Origin of the sequence: Occallatibacter sp. (genome assembly GCF_035317045.1) — a bacterium.
Classification (GTDB): Bacteria; Acidobacteriota; Terriglobia; order Terriglobales; family Acidobacteriaceae; genus Telmatobacter.
In genome coordinates this window covers 20,536-40,325 of record NZ_DATHHT010000023.1, presented here as the reverse complement: position 1 = coordinate 40,325, position 19,790 = coordinate 20,536, and the positions used below count along the sequence as shown (strand labels likewise).

The window sequence follows — 19,790 nt, the reverse complement described above, 5'->3', positions numbered from 1 at the left end:
CAGAACCCCCCGAGGAATTCGAGCCGTTGCAAAGGGGTACGTTTTCCGGCACGGAGTCTACCACAGTTGGCCGTAAGCACAACACGTACGGATGGTTGACAAATTCGCTACCCAGGCGCGCGCGCCGCTCGAAGGAATGCCGTCGTCTTGTTTTCGCCGCCCGGGAATAACAGCGCATATCCAAAGGGCGTGGATTCGACTACCTCTTCAGGGCGGTCATAGTGCCCCGGAATCCTGGCTGAAACCCCGAGATCGGCGCCGTGCATCACCAGAAATTCCGCGATGGGCAAACCGAAATCAAAGAACTGCGAAACCGCGTGGAAGAGTGGTGTCTGTCCTCCTGCACCAGCTTCGTCGATCTCAGCGCACGCGTCGACAACCGCGCCGCGACTCAGAAGCAGCTGGGCCGCCTCGACATTTCCATATTCCGCTGCGACGTGCAGAAGTGTGCCCCCGCGAAGCGTCAGGCTGCGATTTCCCGTGCTTCCGAAATCGAGCTCACCGAATCGGCGACTCACCAACCCAGGATCGGCATCGAGAAGTTCGCCCAGCCGATCGATGCGTCCGCGCAGAATCTCGAGGACTGCGGGAATGTTGCGTCTCGCCGGACAGCCGGCGGCGAGCAGAGTATCGATGCATCGGGCGAGCCTTTCTGACCGTGAATACGTGCCAATCACATAGTCCAGTGCTGTGTCCGGATATTTTCGCCCAGCTCTCGCACAATCGGGATTGGCGCCATGGTCGATCAGCCATCGCAGCGATTCCGGCGCGAGCGTTTCGCATGGCGCGAAAATGATTGGGAAGAAACCTCCCCACTCAGCGTTCACGTCCGCACCGTTGCGAAAGAGCAGTTCCATCATCGGAATGCGATCATCCCGGAGCGCCGCGCGCATCAGCGGACCGTCGCTCCCCTGGTGGATGTCCGACCCGTTGTCGATCATCCATTGCGCCATTGCGAGTCTGACTGGAGTTGGTGGTTCCCAGGGGACGCGGCATTCCGCTACCCAGGTGAGCGGCCCATTCTTGCCGTAGCCGATTGGAGCGCGATGCAGCGCGGTGTTCCGCTTCATCATATGTTTCACGCGATCGAGATCATTGGCATCGATCGCCTGCTTCAACTCGTTCACTTCTAACCCCAGGTTCTTCTCGTCGACATGCGCTTTCAGACGGGGCCAGCTTGAGAAGCCGTACATGCGTGCAACCTTCAGTTGCGACTCGCTGAGCGACGCGGCTTTGCCAGCCTTGAGAAGTGCTTTTGCCTGGTCCTTGAGGTGGCGAAGATTGGGACGTTCCGGAAGTAGATGAGGAGAATCGGCGGACATGCAGCCTCCTTTCATTGTTGCGCCCGATGTCCGCGGTGCGGGCTGAAAGAAGGTGTGTGGAATTGGGTAAATCGGGTGGGCTTAAAGCCCTTTCCGCGGACCGGATGCGTCCCTGGCGCTGACCGCAGGTTAGCAGAATTTACCTCGGTCTCGCACCATCAAATTCGACCTGCAGAACCGCATTTCCTTCTTGTTTTTGCTGGCCCGGAGCGATACCTTGAGTTATGGGACTGTCATTCCCCTTCCTTTCATCCTCTTTCCTCCGGTCTTGTCTTTCGCCGCGTTCGCGGCGGTGGTCTGTCCAACTCCATTCCCAACCTAAGGAGTCCTGCCGATGTACCCGACCGTCGATCCTTTAGCTCCTAGTGGAATTTCGCGCCGCAGCTTCTTCCGTTTCGCCGCCGGAGCCTCCGCGCTGGCCAGCCTGCCCATCGTCACCGAGGCGCATCTCGCCTACGCCGACCGCCCCAAATTTGCCGACCCGAACAAGGGCATCCACATCGATGCCAACGAGAACCCGATGGGCCCCTCGGAAGGTGCGCGCCAGGCCATCGTCAACATCGTTCCACGGGGCGGCCGCTACCTCTTCAACGGTGAAGCAGAATTGGTTGAAATCTTCGCCAAGCAGGAAGGGCTGAGCGTCGAGTCGATTGCTCCCTTTGCCGGTTCGAGCGAGCCGCTGCACTACACGGTGCTCGCGTTCACCAGCAAGGACAGGCCGCTGGTGGTCGCCGATCCCGGCTACGAAGCGCCCATGTGGGCAGCCAAGGTAAGTGGCGCACAGATTCTCAAGGTGCCGCTGGCCGATCCCAAGGGCGAAGCCAAGCACGACGTCAGGGCCATGCTGGCCGCCGCTTCGAACGCAGGCGTGATCTACATCTGCAATCCCAATAATCCCACCGGCACCTGCACCCCGCGCAGCGATATCGAATACGTCGTGGCCAATGCCCCCAAGGACGCGGTGGTGCTGATCGACGAGGCCTACATCCATCTCTGCGACGCACCGCGCTCGCTCGACTTCGTGAAGGAAGGCAAGAACGTCATCGTTCTCCGCACCTTCTCGAAGCTGTATGGCATGGCCGGCATTCGCATGGGATTCGCCGTCGGCCGTCCCGATCTGCTGGCGAAGATCACTGCGTTCGGGGGAATGAATGCGCTGCCCGTTACCGCTGTTGCCGCGGCCAAGGCCAGCCTGCTCGATGCCGACCTTGTCCCGACACGCAAAAAGATCGTTGCCGACACGCGCGTTGAGACTATCGCATGGCTCAAGAGTCAGGGCTTTGCGACCACGCCGTCCGAAAGCAATTGCTTTATGCTCGATGTTCGCAAGCCCGGCAAGGAAGTTCAGGCCGCGCTGGCAGCGAAGGACATGTATGTGGGACGTATCTGGCCCGCATGGCCCAACAGCCTCCGCATCACCGTCGGCACACCCGACGAGATGGCGGCCTTCCGCAAGGACTTCACCGCCGTGATGGGCAGCAACACTGCCGGGCTCGCCCCGCCCGAGTTGCCGCGGCGTTTGCAACGGACGCCCTTCACGCACCTGTCGTAACACAGTTTTCAGTCGTCAGTTTTCAGTTCTTAGGTTGAAAGCCCCGTCTTCGGACGGGGCTTTTTGCTGGAAGTGGAGAGAACGGCGAGGCTCTGCAAGAATGCCGGTCGCTTGAAGGCGACCGGCATCCGGTTGATTGAATCGGACCGCAGATTCAGTTCACTGGAGTTTCCATTAGAACAGTATCTTCATCGCCAGCTGAACGTTGAAGGGTTCCCCAGGACCAATGCCCGGCGAGAAGTTGCCGGAACCGATCGTCGATCCCGTCCTGCCAAAGCTGCCGCCGCCGAAGTAGTCGTTGCAGAGCTGCGTGCAGGCGGGGCTGGCGAGGTTTACGCGGTTGAACAGGTTGAACATTTCAGCACGGAACTGCACGTTCACCGGGAAGTCATTAATCGGAATCTTCGTATTCTTGATTACCGAAAGATCCACATCGGAATATCCCGGTCCATAGATACTGTTGCGGGCTTCTGTTCCCCAGGTGTTTGCCGGCGGTTCAACGTATGCATTCGGGTTGAACCACTGAACAAATTTGCTTCCGTTCGCGGTTTGAATGCTATGGCTGATTCCCGCAAACGGATTCGACACCCGGTTAACGCGCTGCGTGAATTCGTCGGTGCCGCTGGTGTCATCGCCGTTAAAGACAGTGATGGGCTGGCCGCCGTTGAATGCGAATGCCGTGTTGAGCTCCCATCCTCCTGTCAGCAGCTTCATCGCTGGTGCCGATGGGATCAAGTAGTTCACGTATCCCTTGAAACCATTGCGCGTATCGAAATCAGAGTTGCCGTAATCGCCCTTGAAGTTGTAGCTGTCCTGCGGCAGCGCACCGCGATATTGCGTCACTTCGTCGAGGTTATGTCCCCATGTATATGAGGTCTGAGCAATCACGCCATGCCAGCTCGAGGTGCGGAACACAGCCTGAAGCGAGTTGTAGTTCGACGTGCCAATGCTCTCGATCTGGTTGATGTCAGAGTAGAGGTTTCCTCCGAATGCGCCGTCGCTGCCTGTGTAGGCACCGGGAGCTCCGCCGAGATGAGGCTGGTTGATATTCAGAAGGCTCAGAAGCTTGCGACCTTCACTGCCGACATATCCGAGCTGGAAGAAGGCCTTGCCGACCTGCCGCTCGATCTGCAGGTTGAAGTTAACGTTGTACGGTGAGCGGAAGTTCTTGTCGACGCTGAAAACTCCGCAGGGATTCGCTGCGCACGAGAGCGTCTCAGTCTGAATGATTTCCTGGCCGGGGACAATGAGAACGGGGCTTCCCGTACTTGCTGCGGTGGTAAGGGTGAATACCGGATTGCTGCCGCCGGGATTTCCTTCGAGTCCGTTCGGTGCCGAGTTGCCTGGACGATTATCCAGGAACGGGTTCGCATTCGGCGTATCGAAGAAGATTCCGGCGCCACCACGGATCACAGTTGTCGGTGAATTTGCCGGCTTGTAGCTGAAGCCGATGCGCGGGCTGAAGCTGGTGTGATCGGGCTCGAAGATACTGCTAATGTCCGTGCCCTGGAAGGCGATGCCACTAGTAGTCAGTCCCGGTCTGAAGACAGAGAGATCCTTCTTGCTGTCATGCATCGGCTGCATGTAGTCGTAGCGAATGCCAAAGTTGAAATTCAGGCTCTGGGTTGCCTGAAAGCTGTCCTGGGCGAATATATCGTAGCCGGACGAAAATACTGTGCGCTCCGGATTTCCAACAGCGATGGAAGCTTTGGTCAGGTAGCCGGCGAGAAAATCAGCAAGCGACGCAACGTCCTGATCATCTGTATTCCAAGCTGTCGAGCCGTCGCCATTCGGTCCTTGCCCGCCGAGGAACTGATAGTTGCCGATAGCGTGGCGGTGGTAGAACTCATCCACCTGGGCACGACGAAATTCGCCGCCGATACGAAGCTGATGTTTACCCTTGACGATGTTGAACGCTTCGTCAATCACTCCCGTCACGTCCTGACGGCCTTCGGGAGGCGTGTTGCCTGTTGTTTCAAAATCGTTGCCGATCTGAATATTCGGCGCATTCGGGAACGGCGCACCGGTGATGAAACCGGCATCGGTCACGCTTGTGAAGTTCGTGTTTGCATCGGAGAAGGTCTGATTGAAATAGTTCACTGCGGCCGTGACGCTGTTGCTGATCGAAGGCGAGATCACCCAGTTGTGACCGGCCGAGAAATTGTAGACGTGAAGCGGGCCGATTTCGAAGAAGTAGGGATTGATGTCGGTCGTTCCCACCGGCGCCGTCTGATTGCCCTGACCCATGAAAGCGCGCGCGTAGATGCTGTGCTTTGCGTTGAAGGTGTGATCGATTTTGGCAACGCCGTTGTAGCTATATCCGAATTCGGGCGCCGCCGACTGGAAGAAGCCTGGTGTTGTTCCGGTCAGCAGGTTCGCGGGCCACAAAATCGAGAGCAGTTTCTGGGTGGCCGCATCAACCGGGACATCCGCATCGTTCAGCAATTGCAGGGCTGCTGTCTGGTAATAGGCATTCGGCTCAAGACCCGAGTTGCCGGTTGCAATGTTGAACTTCTGCTTCTCGAAATTGGTAAACCAGAATGTGTGATCCTTGTAGAAAGGACCGCCAAGTGAAGCGCCCCACTGCACATTCTCAAGAGGCAAATCGCCAAGCGTATTGAAGGGGTTGGTCTTAGCTAGGGCTTGGTTTCTTTCGTAGTAATAAATGGAGCCATGCAGGGTGTTGGTACCGGACTTGGTGACCAGGTTCACGCTTCCGCCAGGATTTCGTCCGACTTCGGCAGAAGACTGAGTCTGCAGGCTGAATTCTTCAATGGAATCGATGGGCAACGTAACACCGGCGATGTTTTCAACGCCGCCCTGGTTGACGGCAGGAATGTTATGCCACCAATCGTTGTTGTCGGCGCCATCGATCTGCCAATTCACTTGATTTCCGCGCGTACCATTGACGGAGCCGAAGCCGCCCAATGCGTATCCGGCAAAGCCCGGCGCCAGGCCGATCATTTGGGTGAAGTCGCGGCCGTTCAAAGGAATGTCCTGAACCGTCGTCTCCGGAATATCGGTCGTCTGCGTGGCCGAAGTGGTATCGAGCGCAAGGCCCGATGCAGATACCTCGACGGTTTCGCCGGTAGCCTGCACCGAAAGCTTCACAGGCAGCGTGTAGATTACGCCCGCTGTCACCGGCACGTTCTTGATCACAGATTCCCTGAAGCCGGAGCCATATATCTTGACGGTGTAGGCGCCGAGCGGCATGTCCTGAAAACTGTACTCTCCGGCGCTGGAGGTCACGGTCTTATGGGCTACGCCTGTAGCAGCATCCGTGGCTTCGACCGCTGCGCCTGCGACAACCGCACCGGACTGATCCGTCACGGTTCCGTTGATTCCGCCGCGGAACGTCTGGGCAAAGCTGCTGACTGGCAAGGCGACCACGAGAGCAACCGCCATCAGAATTGCGCTGAGTACACGCCGGGTATGTCGATGAACCATTTGCATCGGACCTCCAGAAGCTTCAGTGAATTGTTGGTCTGCGCCCTTGAAAAGTGCGACCGCCTTATAAGGCGAACAGGGCGTCAAAATGCCCGCAATGCGGCCTATTTTTTCTTGGGATGTTTAGAAGGATGGAAAGTATGGAGTTGGGGTTCCATTCCCAACAATAGATTGCAAACAAATAAGGAAGCAATAAGGAAACCCGATAAATCCTTAGCTTTTTCACGCCTCGATGGCTCGGTTGCCTCCTTCTTTCCAATGCTGAAAAGACGAGCGTCTTAAGCAGAGACGAGGCTTGCATGTGACTTTAATGCGCAGTTTACGTGATTCAACTCACCTGATCCCGTGCGCCCGGGCACATCCTGCCGACGTCTTCGGTGCGACGCTTTCGCGTATAAGGTGTGTGCCATGGCGGAAGCCAGACTCAGCCGATGGGCTCATTCATCCGTAATTCTGGTCGCAACGGATCTCAGCGACCTGGACCGGCTCATTCCATTTGCGCTGCAACAAGCTCACCAGTCGAATGCGCGCATCATCCTGTTTCACGTTCTCGGCCCCGGGGCTGGAATCGCGGCCGACGCCGCAGGCATGCCCTATTACGATCCGGCCAGTGCCATCGATTTTGCGATCAGGGCGATAGAGCCCTGGAGGATGAAAGCGCGCGGGCAGGAGATTGCCTGCGATGCCATCGTTCGCGAAGGCGCGCCCGCACAGCAGATCATCGCAGCAGCGCGCCAGTTCAGCGCCCATCGCTTATTTCTCGGGACCAGGAGCCGGAGCAAGGTCAGCAAGCTCCTCCTCGGCTCCGTTGCGGAACAAGTGCTGCGCTCGGTAAATCTCCCGGTCATTACCGTGGGACCCGAGGCTCATCTCGAGGTGAGCGACAACGCCCGGCAAAGGGTCGTTTTGCACGCCACCACGTTAAGAGAGACCTCAAGCCCGAGCGCAGCGCTTGCCTGCCAGATCGCGACAAACCGCAGAGCGAAACTGGTTCTGCTTCACGTGTTGCCTCCCATCGATGAAATGCAGCGCGAGCATCTGCCTACGGGACTGGACTCGACAGCAATGCGCGAGTTGCGCATTCTCGCAGCAGAGATCGGCGCCACTGATTCTTGCTGCGTCGAGGTCGATGCGCGCGTAGCGCACGGTCACCCCGCGATCGAGATTCTCGCAGCTTCAGTGGATCTCGGAGCCGATCTCATTGTGCTTGGATCTACGCATCGCTCGGCGTTCCACAACCTCACCCACGATCGTACGGTCTACCGCATACTGGCGCATGCCCGCTGCCCGGTGCTCACTCTCCGCGACGAAGAAGAAGTGCTCGCCCCGCTTCCGCCTGAACACGACAAGATCAGCCTCTAAATCGGCAGCCTTCCAACAATGTCATTCCACACGAAGCGAGTTGATCGGATTTACGTGTGCTGCCTTGAGTGCGGGAACGAGACTGGTCAACAGCGTCACAATGCCCAGCAGCAGGGCCGACGCGGCGAGCGTCATTGGATCCGAAGGCTTCAGTCCGAAAAGCATGCTGCTGGCTTCGCGGCCTGCCAGCAGTGCCAGCGCGGTTCCCGCTCCCAGCCCGATGAGCAACATGACAGCAGCGTCACGCAACAACGTGCCGATTACGCGTCCCCGGCTTGCTCCGAGCGCGATGCGGATGCCGATCTCGCTGCGCCGCTGCGCAAGGAAATACGACAGAACGCCGTACAAACCCACCACAACCAGCAAAGCGGCAAGCACACCAAAAAATCCTGAAAGCATCGCCAGCATACGGTCGCCTACGAGGTTGTCGCGAATTCCCTGTTCGAAATCGTGGAATTGCATGATCGTCCCCGGATGCTTCTCTTCGAACATGTGCCGCACCGTCTCTACAGCCGCCGCTCGATCGCGCGCCGCAAACATGATGGCCATGCCCGGTCCCTGCGCCTCCACGGGAAACTGGTCGATGGGCACGAAGGCCATCGGCGGCGTCTCATCGCGAATGTCGTTGTATTTACTGTCGGGAATCGTCCCGATGATCTCGTATGTGCGATCGGGATACTGGGGCTCAGGCCGGACGTGCACATGCTGGCCGATAGGAGAGGGCGTGCGAATATATTTCCGAATAAAGATATGGTTCACGATCAGGACCAGGGGAGCGCCGCTGGTGTCGTGCTCGGTAAAGCCGCGTCCCGTCAGAAGCGGAATGTCCATCGTCGCAAAGTAGCTCGGACTCACGTAGGTGAACTTGCTCGATCCATCCAGCGCCCCCACATCCACGTGGTGGCTCCAGCTGCCCCCGGACAACGGAACATTTGTAGTAGCCGCAGCATTTTCGATACCCGGCAGAGTGCGTACGTCATCAACGAGCTGCCGCTTGTAGGCCGCGAGATTTTCCGGCTTGATCTTCGCCATGGGAAAGCCGAAATATCCAAAACTCATTCCGCTCTCCCGGATGCCCGCGTTAAAGGCCATCAGGTTCCGATAGCTACGGACAAACAGCAGTGCTCCCACTAGCAGCACCATTGACACAGCCACCTGCGCGATCACCATCGCGCGCTGCACCGTGAAGCGTTCGCGGTTGCCGACAACTCCCCGTTCGCCGGATTTCATCGAGGCGATCGGCTCTGCGTTTGCGTTGCGCATGGCTGGAAACGTTCCACACAGGACGCAGGTCGCGATCGAAACCGCCGCGGCAAACAGCAACACGCGCCAGTCCGGTGCAATCGTCAGATGAATCGAGTTCTGGCTCGTATTCAGGGCAGTCACCAGCGCCCTGCTTAGCGGTTGTGCGAGGGCAACGCCCAATGTTGCGCCAATCGCTGCAAGCAATGCGCTCTCCAGCAGAATCTGTCGCAGCAAGCGGCCGCGTGAGGCGCCGAGTGCCATGCGAATGGCCATTTCGCGCTGCCTGACGCTTGCCCGCGCCAGCATCAGGTTGGCCAGATTCGCACACGCTATCAGCAGGACCAGTCCGGTTATGCCCAACAGAAGTTCCAGCGAAGAGTTGTACTGGTCTCGCAAGTAGCTCACCCCTGCTCCCGCTGGATACGCTGCGAGGCGGAATGCCTTGAAGGTCTTGATGCTGTCTGGGCTGTACCCTTCGGGCGCGGTGCTTTCGAAAAGTCCCGGACTCATCGCATTGAAGTATGCGGTTGTTTTTTGCAGACTCCACTCCGGCTTGAGCCGCCCCATCACTGTAAACGCGAACACCTCGCGACGCGGATTGGGAGGCGTGCACGTTGGATACGCAAGATCATACCGGTCGCCCACCACCAGTCCGAAAAAGGACGGCGGTGTCACCCCGAGCACCTGCACTGTTTTTCCATCTACCATTAACGTGGAGTTGGATGTGATCGGTGTTCCGCCCATCTCCGATTTCCAGAAGCCGTAGCTCGCGACCACTTTCGTCAGGCCGCATCCGGCCTCATCCTGCGGCCCGATCAACCGCCCCTGCCATGGAGCAACACCCAGAACGTTGAAGAAGTTCCCGCTGACTTCGAGCCCATACACGTGGCGCGGATCGCTCGGCTTTCCCATCAGCATGTCGTCCGTACGAAAGGCAAAAATCCCCGCAAAAGGCTCGTGATGGTCCTTCACCTCCTGCCACATGGGCACCGTGAAGTTTCCAAGCAGGCCGTTGTTGATTCCAAATCCGCCGTTGCCTCCCGCGATTTTCACCTCGGCCAGTTCGCCGGGATTGCGCACAGGCAACGTACGCATCCGCACCGCATCCAGCAACTCGAAGATCGCGGTGTTTGCTCCAATGCCGAGAGCCAGCGTCGCGACAACCACAAGCGCGAAGCCTGGACTCTTCACAAACCCGCGCAGCGCGGTGCGCACATCGCGGCCCAGGCTCTCCAGGCCAAGCGCGGCATCCTCGGCCCACACTCGTTCGCGCGTCGCTGTCGGGCTTCCGAATCGCAATCGCGCCTCGCGCACCGCCTGCTCGCGGCTCATGCCTTCCTCCATGTTGTCGTCGATGCACATCTGCATGTGCTCCTGCAATTCGGCCTCGATCTCGCGCTCCATGCGCGAACGCCGGCCCAGCATCACGATGCGACCAAGAAGTGACATCCCTTACCTCATGCAAAACGCAGAATTGCGTCGACGCCCTTGACCACCTGCTCCCAGTTCTTTTCGCGGCTGGCCAACTGATCCTTGCCGCCCTTGGTGAGCGCATACCACTTCGCTTTGCGACCGTAGTCGGTCACTGCCCACGTCGCGCGCACCCAGCCGTTCTGCTCCATCCGGTGCAGCGCGGGATAAAGCGAGCCTTCCTCGACGATGATCCGTTCATCGGATACGCGGCGAATGTGCAGGACAATCCCATACCCGTGCATGGAATCGAGCTGCGAAAGAGTTTTGAGAATGAGCAGATCGAGCGCGCCCTGCAGATCGTTTTTAGCCATTGTTCTCTTACCCTAGATATCGAGGGTAACGGAAGCTTAGCCGCGTTCAACCCTAGATGTCAAGGGGAACAACGCGAGCCGCTAAAAACCAAACCAGCCATTCGCCTGTGCTTCTTCGAGCTGTTGTTGGAGGTACGTCCACAACGCCGGACATCCTGTCTCGACGGCGGGCCCGTTGCGCTTGATGACCTGCTCGTAGCGGATTCCATTTTCGCGCCAGCTCTGCCCGTTGTTGGCGAGATTCAGAATGATCGGAATCGACCGGTCCATGGCATGAGCGAACTTCGCTTCCGGCGTTTCGGCCGCTTCGAACTCCTGCCACAACGATTCGAATTGGCCGCTCAGTTCGCCCGGCAGAATCGCGCAGATGCGCTTGACCGCGGCCTGTTCGGCAATCTTGCGCTGCTCTATGCCTTCAGTGGCATAAGCAATGGTGTCGCCCGTATCGATTTCGCCGATGTCGTGCAGCAAGAGCATGCTGACGACGCGTTCGAGCCTGACCGGACCTTCGGCATAACGTGACAAGGCCATCGCGAAAACGGCAAGTTGCCAGCTATGTTCCGCGGAGTTTTCAAAGCGCGCCAGTCCCAGCGGGCGAGTCTTGCGCTCCACGCCCTTCAGCTTGTCTAGCTCGCGAATGAAATCGATGATCGGCTGCAGGGTTTCTTCCCGAGACACAGGTACCACTCCTCTCGGCAATTGAGAAGGTACTCAGGGAAGAAGTTTACGCGGTGAGGCGTTCGAGTTGATCGGGCTTGGAGATGGTCATACTGGCGCCCTTGATGACGATCCACTGGTCGCGGCGAAACTGGTTCAGCAAGCGCGTCACGGTTTCGCGTGAAGTACCGGCCATATTGGCGATCTCTTCATGCGTGAGCGCCATCGTGAAGCGAATTTCCGGCTTCCCGCTGGAAGACGCATTGCCCCAGTCAAGCAGCAGCCGCGCCAGACGGCCCGCAGCGGAGCCCGAAAGAGCCAGTCGCTTCGCATCGTGAAAGACCGTGAGGTATTCGCCCGATAGTGACTGCGCCGCATGCATGCTGGCAATTCCATGACGCCCCAGGAAGTCGATGAACTCCTGCTTCCGAATCGTCTTGACCTGGCAGGGCTCAATGGCTTCGGCGGTCACTTCGTGTGGAACGTTGGCCAGAACCGCGCTCAAGCCCATCACATCACCCGGACCGGCAATTTTGAGAATCATCGTCTTGCCGTCGCGCGAAGTCGACGAAATCTTGACTTGGCCGAAACAGATGATGAAAACGTTCCGTGCCACATCACCCTCGGTAAACAGCTTCGCCCCACGCGCATGGCTCATCATGACTCCGATTTTGTCGAAATCCTGAAGTGCCTCGGATGTGAGGTTGCAGAACATCCGCAGATGGCGGTGCTCGCAGTTGAGACAGTCTTCCGGGGGGTGATGAGTATGTAGTCCAGCCATAAATATTTCCGAAGAATTGTTCAGAGTATATCCCACTTCTTCTACATCTCGATACGCAGAGGCCCCGAAACCATGTTTCTTTTGTGTAGATTTTCCGGACCTCAATGATCCGTTGTGATCAATGCACATCAATTTCCGTCGGCAGTGTGGCTGTGGGCTTGCGCCGTAATCCCGACAGCTTCGCAACACAGCACATGCCATATGCCCTTGATACTTCGCGAGCTAGCTCTTCCAGCAGGCGCATTCTGAGGGTCGGATATAACTCGAACGCGCGCTGCAGCGCCTCCCTGGGCAAGCGCATCGCCGTTCCCTTCGATTGCCCCATAAGCGTATATGTGTGACGTACGTCACCCAACATTGCAGCCAACTCCACCACTTCCCCGGCTCGCACCGTTCCCAGCGTCAGGCGGGTGTCCAGGCGCGCCGCCTTACGGAGCAAGTATCCGGAAATCGGTACGTACAGCCCCCTGCAGAGATCATTCTGCTGGAAGAGGATATCGCCGGCATCAAACTCAATGCTCTCCGCCGACGCATTCAGCATATTGCCGACAGTCGGCGGACAGGCCAGCAATTCCGCAATCGGGTGGGGCGCGGCGACATCGTGTCGCTCCGGTATTGCCTTCGATTGCATCATTCCGTGTCCCCTTTCCTGGTTTGGGCGCCAGGGGCTGCATTGCAGACTGACCGCGGTTGGCTCGTTCGCTCACCCGCGGTCTCGCTTCCCTCTTCGGAATTCGGCGGCTTCCCCTGCCAAGTGCGGCAACTCGTCTTTCAACCAGCTGCGGTTCCATGTGGATCTGGCTCGCGGCGCCGTTACCTTCCGTTGCCGCTCCGTTCGTTGAGCCTTGCTGATGTTCTCAGGATTGAACGCCAGCGCAGGTTTCCTGTTCTCGCGCGGTGACTACCGCCGCAGGTGGAACGCAGAGCACCGGCACGCGCGACCGGGCCAGGAGGGTGAATGCGGTGCCATGCGGCCCCGGAGTTTCGCTGGCGCGCTTGACGCCGATCACCAGCACACTGGGATGAAATTGTCCGATTGCTTCCGCCATGGCATCCGCAGGCTTGCCATCCTTCACGATGCAGCGCACCGGAAAGCGCCCCTCGCTAACAATCCCGAATTCCTTGATCGTCGTGGCAATGGGATTGAGAAATGCGATGGCTTCCTCGGGCTTGCGTGCGTGCACCACGATCAATGTTCTGTGGAAGATTTCTGCCATCGAGCAGGCCGTGGCCGCGGCCTCCGCCGTTGCCTCGTTGCGCTCCATGGCGAGCATCACAGGACCGCCCGGCACCGGGCGAAAGCTTCCTGCGTTATAGTCGGCCGCCACCGCCAGCACCGGACACGGCGCAAGGCGCACCAACTGCTCAGCAATTGTTCCAACCACCACCGGACCTGCGCCTTGTCGCCCTTCCGTTCCGATGACGATGAGCCCGGCTTCGTATTGGTGCGCAACATCCACCAGCATCTGCACCACTTCTCCCTGGTGAATCTCAGAATGGCTCAGAATCCCCTCGCGTACCAGGTCTGCAGACATCTGATCGAGAGTCGCGCGAGCTTGCTCCGTCAGATTGCGCAGAACCTTGCCGGGCACCGCAACGACTGAAGCGTAATCCAGGGGATCGAGCCCATGGGCCAGCACGATCCGCGCGCCGTATGCATGGGCCAACTTGCGCGCGTATTCCAATGCTGCATCCGCGCGCCCATCCAGATCCGTTGCTACGACAATCGTCGTTAAACCAGAAGCGAAACTCATGACTTCCCTCGTTGCACCACCCTCGGCTGGCGCCGGATGCGCCGGTCGATGCGGACCTTGACGTTTACTGAGTCTCCTCCCGCATTGGGACCGTGGCAGTGACCGCATTCACTCCTTCCTGTGACTGTGGTCACAAATGAAACGAAAGAAGGAACTTACAGCGCCAGTTACTTGGCGCAACATGAAACAAAGCATCTGACGCTCTCGCTCGATGCGCGCGCCTTCAGCCACTGGGATGAGTCAGAGCACAACTGGACGATCGACCCTGGCCGACTCCGGCGAGAACACTCCCCTGCAAGCCGACCTGACCATCAACTAGAAATCACTCTCGCAAATGGAAAGGCCTGCCGACTGATATCGGCAGGCCTTTTCCGTTCGGTGCACTTGCGACTAATCGTGATCGTGATCGAGATCGGTCGCAGACTTATTCAGCCACGGAGTGAACAGGACGTTGGGACCGCTTGTAGTCGAGCAGTTCCCTGAGCCCGGCCCCTTCGAGCATCCCCAGTAGTTTTCAGTGGCAATGATGCCGCCCTTGCAACTCGGATCATCGAGAGTGCAGACGTTCGCCACGCCGACCTTTCCGCCGCGCAGATCATTCAAGTGAATATTGACCCAGGCCGGCGTGTTGAACGCGATGTCAATATCCTCGTCGGTGATGACGTTGCCGGAAATGATGGTGCCATTGATCGGCGTTCCGCCCATACCACTATTGATATTGATGCCCACACGGCCGCCTGTCGCGGTATCGTCCAGGTCCGCAAGATTCTTGGCAATGTAGTTGCCGGTGATCACGTTGCCATCCATGTTGTCGGGCAGCAATCCGAAGTTCGGACCAACGTGACTGTGCAGGGCGACGCCGCCGAGTCCATTGCCGATCAGCTTGTTGTGGGTGATCACGTTTTGTGAGGAACGCCCCTGGCCGTTCCCGTCAGAGAACATGCCTACACCCGCGCCACCAACCTCGACACCGTTGTTTTCTACGTCATTTCCATCGACGGTGATGTGAAATACACCGTGATGTTTTGACCCGATTGCACCCACAGGCGGATGCGAGGCAAGAACAATGCCGCACTCTCCCGGATTATCCGTGACGTTGTTCTGCAGGATCAGGATGTCATGGCTCGCCGCGGTCTCGTCGCTCACCAGGATGCCGTCATCATTTTTCGTGATCGTATTTCCAGAAACGGTCGAATCCCAAACGCCAATCAAGTGCAATCCACCGCCGCAGTCGCCCGTCTCGTCCAGTTCGAATGCCGGCTGGCCGGCACAGCCCATCGGCGCGCCCGTGAAAACTGCGTTGGCCTTGGTATTGTTTGTGATTTTGTTATCGCGAATGGTGACGTCGGAAGCACTTACGACAAGAACGCCTTCCCAATTCGCATTCTTGACCGTGAATCCGGCAATGGTCACATGGCTCAGACCCGCGTTATCAAAACCGTCGACAAAGATGCCGTCGGCAAGGCCAGTGGCGTCGATGATAGAGTCGCCCGCACCTGCACCGATCAGCGAGAGCGGCATTCCAATCACGACGTCTTCCTTATACGTACCGGGGCCAACATTGATCACATCGCCTGCCGAGGCATGAGCAACGGCGGTTGTAATTGTTGAGTAGCATCCATGCGAGCCTGTGGGATTTACACACAGGGTTGCGGCCGAGGCGCTCTGATACGAACCCGCAATCAGAACGGCAGAACAGAGAAACAGCGCATTGCGAAGAGTTGTTGGGGACATAGGACCTCCATGGTCAGTTTCGGTGGGAACCCAATTTTCCGCGCAGGGTGTGGGACCGTCAAGCAAAAACTCAGCCAATTCACGCGACCTGCTACGCATGCGAGCGGACAATGAGCAAGTGGCAAGAAATTGTGCAGGAGCGCACCGCTGCTCCTCTGAAATTTCGCGAATTAAGAGGGCAGCGAGCGTCTATTTTTCAGCAGGGGCAAGTGGCGCAGGCAGGCCGACTTCGCTCGCCGGCGGCAGCGTGTGCGTGTTCCACCAATTCTGGATGACGTTATTCCACGCATTGCCGCGTCCGATCCACATCTCGGTATTGCGATCGTAGCGAGCCATGTTGTTCGCCAGCCAATAAGGCCGATTGTCACGCAGCCATGCATCGTGGAAAAGCTGTCCAAGCTGCGAATATCCGTCGCGAATGTCCTCAAGCCGGCCGTTGTTTGAGCCGATCGTATACAGCGCCTCCGACACCTCGCTCCACCGGCTCTTGTCCCCAGCGGCAGCCTGCGCCTTCGCATACAGACCGGCGCAATCTTCCGCCGCTTCGAATTTGTAACCAATGAAGTCGATACGTCGAGCGCCGAGTTCCATCGCGTCGAGCGCTTCCGTGTTGTCCAGCTTTTCAGCCGCGCGAGCCTGCGCGAGCAGTGTGATGGCCTTCTCGGCATGCAGCCGCATCTCCGGCGCAACGGGTACGAGCTTCACTGCAACCTGCTGTCCCTCCAGCGAAAACGGATCGACCCAGAACAGCGAATCCTGCGCATCATAGAGACCGGCTTTCTTCAAAACTGTGTGTGCCGCCATCAATTCCTGCTGCGCCTGGCTGATCTTGCCTGTTTCATCCCTATGAAATGCCTGGCTGTACGAAGCAGTGAACTCCGCTTCAGAACTTTCGCCCGGTTGCCATCCCGCCGCCGCTCCAAACAAAACACCAAACCAGTTCTCGTCGAAGATGCCTTCGCCATCATCGTTCCACACCGTGTTCAGCATCCCCGTTGCGCCCAGCTTCTGCCCGTCGCGTACAAACGCGCGGATATTGCCGAGGGCCTCGTTGTTATCGGGGTAAACGCGATTCCAGTTGTTCACGCCCGGCGCCACCCATGTTTCCAACCCGGATTTGAGGAACGGTTCGAGGTTCTTGGTGAAGTCCGGCTTCGCGTCGTAGTGCCACGAGACAGCAATCATGTCCTTGGGCAGCGTACCCACCAACTCCGGCGAATTCTCTGCAATGTCTCCCCAGAACAGCAGCCGCTTATGCAGCGGCGCAAGCTGCTCGTGAATCTGCGAGAGGAAGCTGAGATAGACCGTCCCCAGTCCCTTCTGCGCTACTTCGTCGTGCGTGCGTCCCAGTCCAAGCTGCGAAGTTTCATCTGCACCGATGTGCGCATAGGGTCCGGGAAAAACTTTGGCCAATTCGCCGAACCACTCGCCGATCTGCGGCAGGCTTCCCGGATCACCCGGCGCCAGCACTGCGCCGCGCGGTGTTTCTCCCAGCTGCGAATACTGCTCGAACTTGAGCACGTGATGCAGATGCCCGAAGGCCTCCTGCTCCGGAATGATCGTGATGTGATACTTAGCCGCGTACTCGACCAGTTCCCGCCCTTCTTCCGGCGTCATCGCTCCACCCGGAAACGCCGCGACCGGCGTGCCGGCATACGCGAACGTGTGCTCGAAGTACGGCGAGAAGATGTTGTACTTGTACGCCGCCAGCGTGCGAATCTCGCGCTTGAGGAAGTCCATATTCGGCAGCGGCCCGCGCGACCAATCGTCTGAGAGTCCGCGATGCGCCATGGCCGGCCAGTCGCGAATGGTCGGGACGAGAAGAACCGCGTCTTTGCCCGAGCCGCGAATGAGTTGCTTCACCGTCTGGGCGCCATAGAAGAGCCCGGCGGAGGTTTCCGCGATCACCGCCAACCCGGCGTTAACCGAGGGGACGATGATGTACCCCTCTTCATGCATCGCCGGCTCGAAATTCAAGTGATATTTTGCGAGGAGTTTCCGCGCGAGAGCGGTGTTCGGATGCGAAAGGACGATTGTGTTTGTGTCGAAGGAAACAACTCCCGGAGTCGATCGATGAAGGGACTCTGCTAAATCATGCAGGATCTCAACCTCATCGGCAGAGCCTTTATCAGACGAATAGCTTGGTCCGTGCTGCTCAAGCTTGATTTCCTTAACGTCCTGACACTCCCTAACCGCCGGAACCAGCTTTAAATCCGCACAAGTCGGCGCAGCGTTCGCCTGCGCAATCGCGCCGGAACCGGCGCACAAAAATAGCAATGAAATCAAAGAAAGAAGTAGACGCATCAAGCCCTCACCGCAAAACAATTTGCAGCAAGGCTACAGCATGGCCATTCCGCTTGTATACGCAGAAATCGTCATTTCAGCATCAAATGATCAAAAAACCGGCTAACCGAAGCCGAAACGCTCGCTTATTCCAAGCTTTTTAGCGCCGGATACAGCTTTCGCCACTCCGCATATCCCGCCTTGTACGCGGCAAGATCGGCTGCATCCGGTTCGATGCGCTGCGCTACCTCAATCGCCTGCCCACATGCCGCATCCAGGTTCGCCCAGTGTCCAGTGCCAACACCGGCCATCAGCGCGCAACCGAATGCCCCACCTTCTTCCGCCGTGAGCACTTCAACCGTCTGCCCGTAAACGCCAGCCTGAATTTTGCGCCACAGCGGACCGCGCGCGCCGCCTCCACCCAGTCGCACCGCGCTCACCGGAATCCCAAGCTCCGCAAACAACGTGAATGTGTCCTCGAGCGAATAGGCCACGCCTTCCAACACCGCGCGGGTAAAATGCGCCGCTGTGTGAATCGTCGAGATTCCCGCGAACGCCGCCCGCACCTGCGGATCGAGATGTGGTGTCCGCTCGCCCAGCAGATACGGAGCCCACATCAGCCCTTCGCTCCCGGCGGGAATTTTCTCCGCTGCTGCCGTCATGCCGTCATAATTCTGACCGGCAAAGAAAGTCTGTTTCAGCCAATTCAGGCTCAACCCCGCCGATTGAGTTACCCCCATGACATGCCACAAACCCGGCACTGCATGGCAGAACGTATGCATGCGTCCTTTGGGATCTTTCGTCGGCTTCGCTGTCGCCGCAAACACCACGCCCGACGTTCCGATCGTCGCCGACACCGAACCCGGCTGCAGAATCCCCATGCCCACCGCGCCCGCGCCCTGGTCGCCCGCACCCGCGACGACCGGCGTTCCCGCCTTCATTCCCGTCAGCCCCGCCGCCGTCTCACTGATGCGCGCGCACACTTCGGGCGATTCATACACCTTCGGCAACCAGCTTTCCGGAATTCCCGCAGCCTCGGCTACTTCCTTCGACCAGCGCCGATGCGTCACATCCAGCAGCAATGTACCGCTGGCCTCCTGCACATCGATTGCAAACTCACCCGTCAACCGGTAGCGCACATAATCCTTCGGACACATGATGTGGCGAATATTTTTGAAAATCTCCGGCTCATGCGTCTTGACCCACAACAGCTTGGTCAGCGTGAAATTCGGCAGTGCCGGATTGCACGTCAACTCAATCAGCTTCTCGTAGCCGATCTTCTCCGTCAGCCAGTCGCACTCAGGCTGCGTACGCGTGTCGCACCAGATCAGCGCAGGCCGCAGCACCGCGCCGTTCTCATCCAGCATCACCGCCCCGTGCATCTGCCCGGTCAATCCGATTCCGGCAATGGGCTGGTGTGGTTCCGGCGCGGCCGCCAGCGCCAGCTTGATGGCTTCCTGCGCGGCGCGCCACCAGTCCTCGGGATCTTGCTCAGCCCATCCGGGATGCGGCGTGCGAAAGGCAGCATGCTCGCACGATGCTCCGCTGATCAGCCTTCCGTCGGCATCCACCACAACGGCCCGCGTGCCACCCGTACCCACATCCATTCCCAGGAACCACATTCCTTGCACTCCTCGCGTAAATCGGTTTTCTCTGCGCACGCAGCATACCAGCTTTAGTCGACGCCGGAAAACGGCCTCACGTACTTCACGAAGCCAATTCTTACACCCGGCGTTGAAAATTCCTTCCCTTCTCTCCGATCACAAGAGGATATTTCCATTTGCACGACATCTTTGCTTGACAATGGAGGGTTTCAGAATTATGACCACAGTCATCTATGACTGTAGTCAGCACACGGCGCGAACGGAA

Annotated in this window: 14 protein-coding genes; 3 read left to right on the top strand and 11 right to left on the bottom strand. The window is 58.3% G+C overall.

What is annotated here, in order from left to right; translation table 11 throughout:
* Positions 1-107: 107 nt before the first annotated feature.
* A complete protein-coding gene (locus VK574_RS10480) occupies positions 108-1,322 on the bottom strand; it encodes an ankyrin repeat domain-containing protein (protein WP_472799795.1) in 1,215 nt (404 codons plus the stop codon).
* Positions 1,323-1,656: 334 nt separating this feature from the next.
* Between VK574_RS10480 and VK574_RS10475 the strand changes: the two genes are divergently transcribed.
* Entirely contained in the window at positions 1,657-2,874 is a 1,218-nt protein-coding gene (locus tag VK574_RS10475; protein ID WP_472799794.1) for a pyridoxal phosphate-dependent aminotransferase, read from the top strand.
* Positions 2,875-3,048: 174 nt separating this feature from the next.
* Here VK574_RS10475 and VK574_RS10470 read toward each other — a convergent pair whose 3' ends face one another.
* Positions 3,049-6,321 carry a TonB-dependent receptor gene (locus VK574_RS10470; RefSeq protein ID WP_472799793.1) on the bottom strand — a complete coding sequence of 1,091 codons (3,273 nt, stop codon included), beginning with the start codon at positions 6,319-6,321 and terminating at the stop codon, positions 3,049-3,051.
* A gap of 408 nt (positions 6,322-6,729) precedes the next feature.
* On the opposite strand from VK574_RS10470, the gene VK574_RS10465 reads away from it, so the two are divergent.
* Positions 6,730-7,683 carry a universal stress protein gene (locus VK574_RS10465; RefSeq protein ID WP_472799792.1) on the top strand — a complete coding sequence of 318 codons (954 nt, stop codon included), beginning with the start codon at positions 6,730-6,732 and terminating at the stop codon, positions 7,681-7,683.
* A gap of 21 nt (positions 7,684-7,704) precedes the next feature.
* On the opposite strand, the gene VK574_RS10460 is transcribed toward VK574_RS10465, so the two are convergent.
* From VK574_RS10460 to VK574_RS10435, 6 genes are all read right to left on the bottom strand, one after another.
* A complete protein-coding gene (locus VK574_RS10460) occupies positions 7,705-10,377 on the bottom strand; it encodes an ADOP family duplicated permease (protein WP_472799791.1) in 2,673 nt (890 codons plus the stop codon).
* Positions 10,378-10,385: 8 nt separating this feature from the next.
* The gene (locus VK574_RS10455; protein WP_472799790.1) at positions 10,386-10,712 is read right to left on the bottom strand and encodes a PadR family transcriptional regulator; all 327 of its coding nucleotides are present in this window, start codon (positions 10,710-10,712) and stop codon (positions 10,386-10,388) included.
* An 81-nt stretch (positions 10,713-10,793) separates the two neighbouring features.
* Positions 10,794-11,390, bottom strand: a complete 597-nt coding sequence (locus VK574_RS10450) for an HD domain-containing protein (RefSeq protein ID WP_472799789.1) — start codon at positions 11,388-11,390, stop codon at positions 10,794-10,796.
* A gap of 46 nt (positions 11,391-11,436) precedes the next feature.
* Positions 11,437-12,150: a Crp/Fnr family transcriptional regulator gene (locus tag VK574_RS10445; RefSeq protein ID WP_472799788.1), complete on the bottom strand. Its 714-nt coding sequence runs from the start codon at positions 12,148-12,150 to the stop codon at positions 11,437-11,439.
* 118 nt (positions 12,151-12,268) lie between these two features.
* Entirely contained in the window at positions 12,269-12,784 is a 516-nt protein-coding gene (locus VK574_RS10440; protein WP_472799787.1) for a Crp/Fnr family transcriptional regulator, read from the bottom strand.
* 223 nt (positions 12,785-13,007) lie between these two features.
* Positions 13,008-13,904 (bottom strand): universal stress protein, encoded by an 897-nt coding sequence (locus tag VK574_RS10435; protein ID WP_472799786.1) that lies wholly within the window; start codon positions 13,902-13,904, stop codon positions 13,008-13,010.
* 120 nt (positions 13,905-14,024) lie between these two features.
* Here VK574_RS10435 and VK574_RS10430 point away from each other — a divergent pair, with 120 nt between their 5' ends.
* Entirely contained in the window at positions 14,025-14,387 is a 363-nt protein-coding gene (locus VK574_RS10430) for a fibronectin type III-like domain-contianing protein (protein ID WP_472799785.1), read from the top strand.
* Here VK574_RS10430 and VK574_RS10425 read toward each other — a convergent pair.
* The 3 genes from VK574_RS10425 to xylB all read right to left on the bottom strand — a co-directional run bounded on the left by VK574_RS10425 (position 14,295) and on the right by xylB (position 19,543).
* Positions 14,295-15,638 carry a right-handed parallel beta-helix repeat-containing protein gene (locus tag VK574_RS10425; RefSeq protein WP_472799784.1) on the bottom strand — a complete coding sequence of 448 codons (1,344 nt, stop codon included), beginning with the start codon at positions 15,636-15,638 and terminating at the stop codon, positions 14,295-14,297. The genes VK574_RS10430 and VK574_RS10425 overlap by 93 nt on opposite strands.
* Before the next feature lie 189 nt (positions 15,639-15,827).
* A complete protein-coding gene (locus VK574_RS10420; RefSeq protein ID WP_472799783.1) occupies positions 15,828-17,942 on the bottom strand; it encodes a family 20 glycosylhydrolase in 2,115 nt (704 codons plus the stop codon).
* 125 nt (positions 17,943-18,067) lie between these two features.
* Complete coding sequence (xylB, locus tag VK574_RS10415) at positions 18,068-19,543, bottom strand: xylulokinase (protein ID WP_472799782.1); 1,476 nt, start codon at positions 19,541-19,543, stop codon at positions 18,068-18,070.
* Positions 19,544-19,790: the final 247 nt, after the last annotated feature.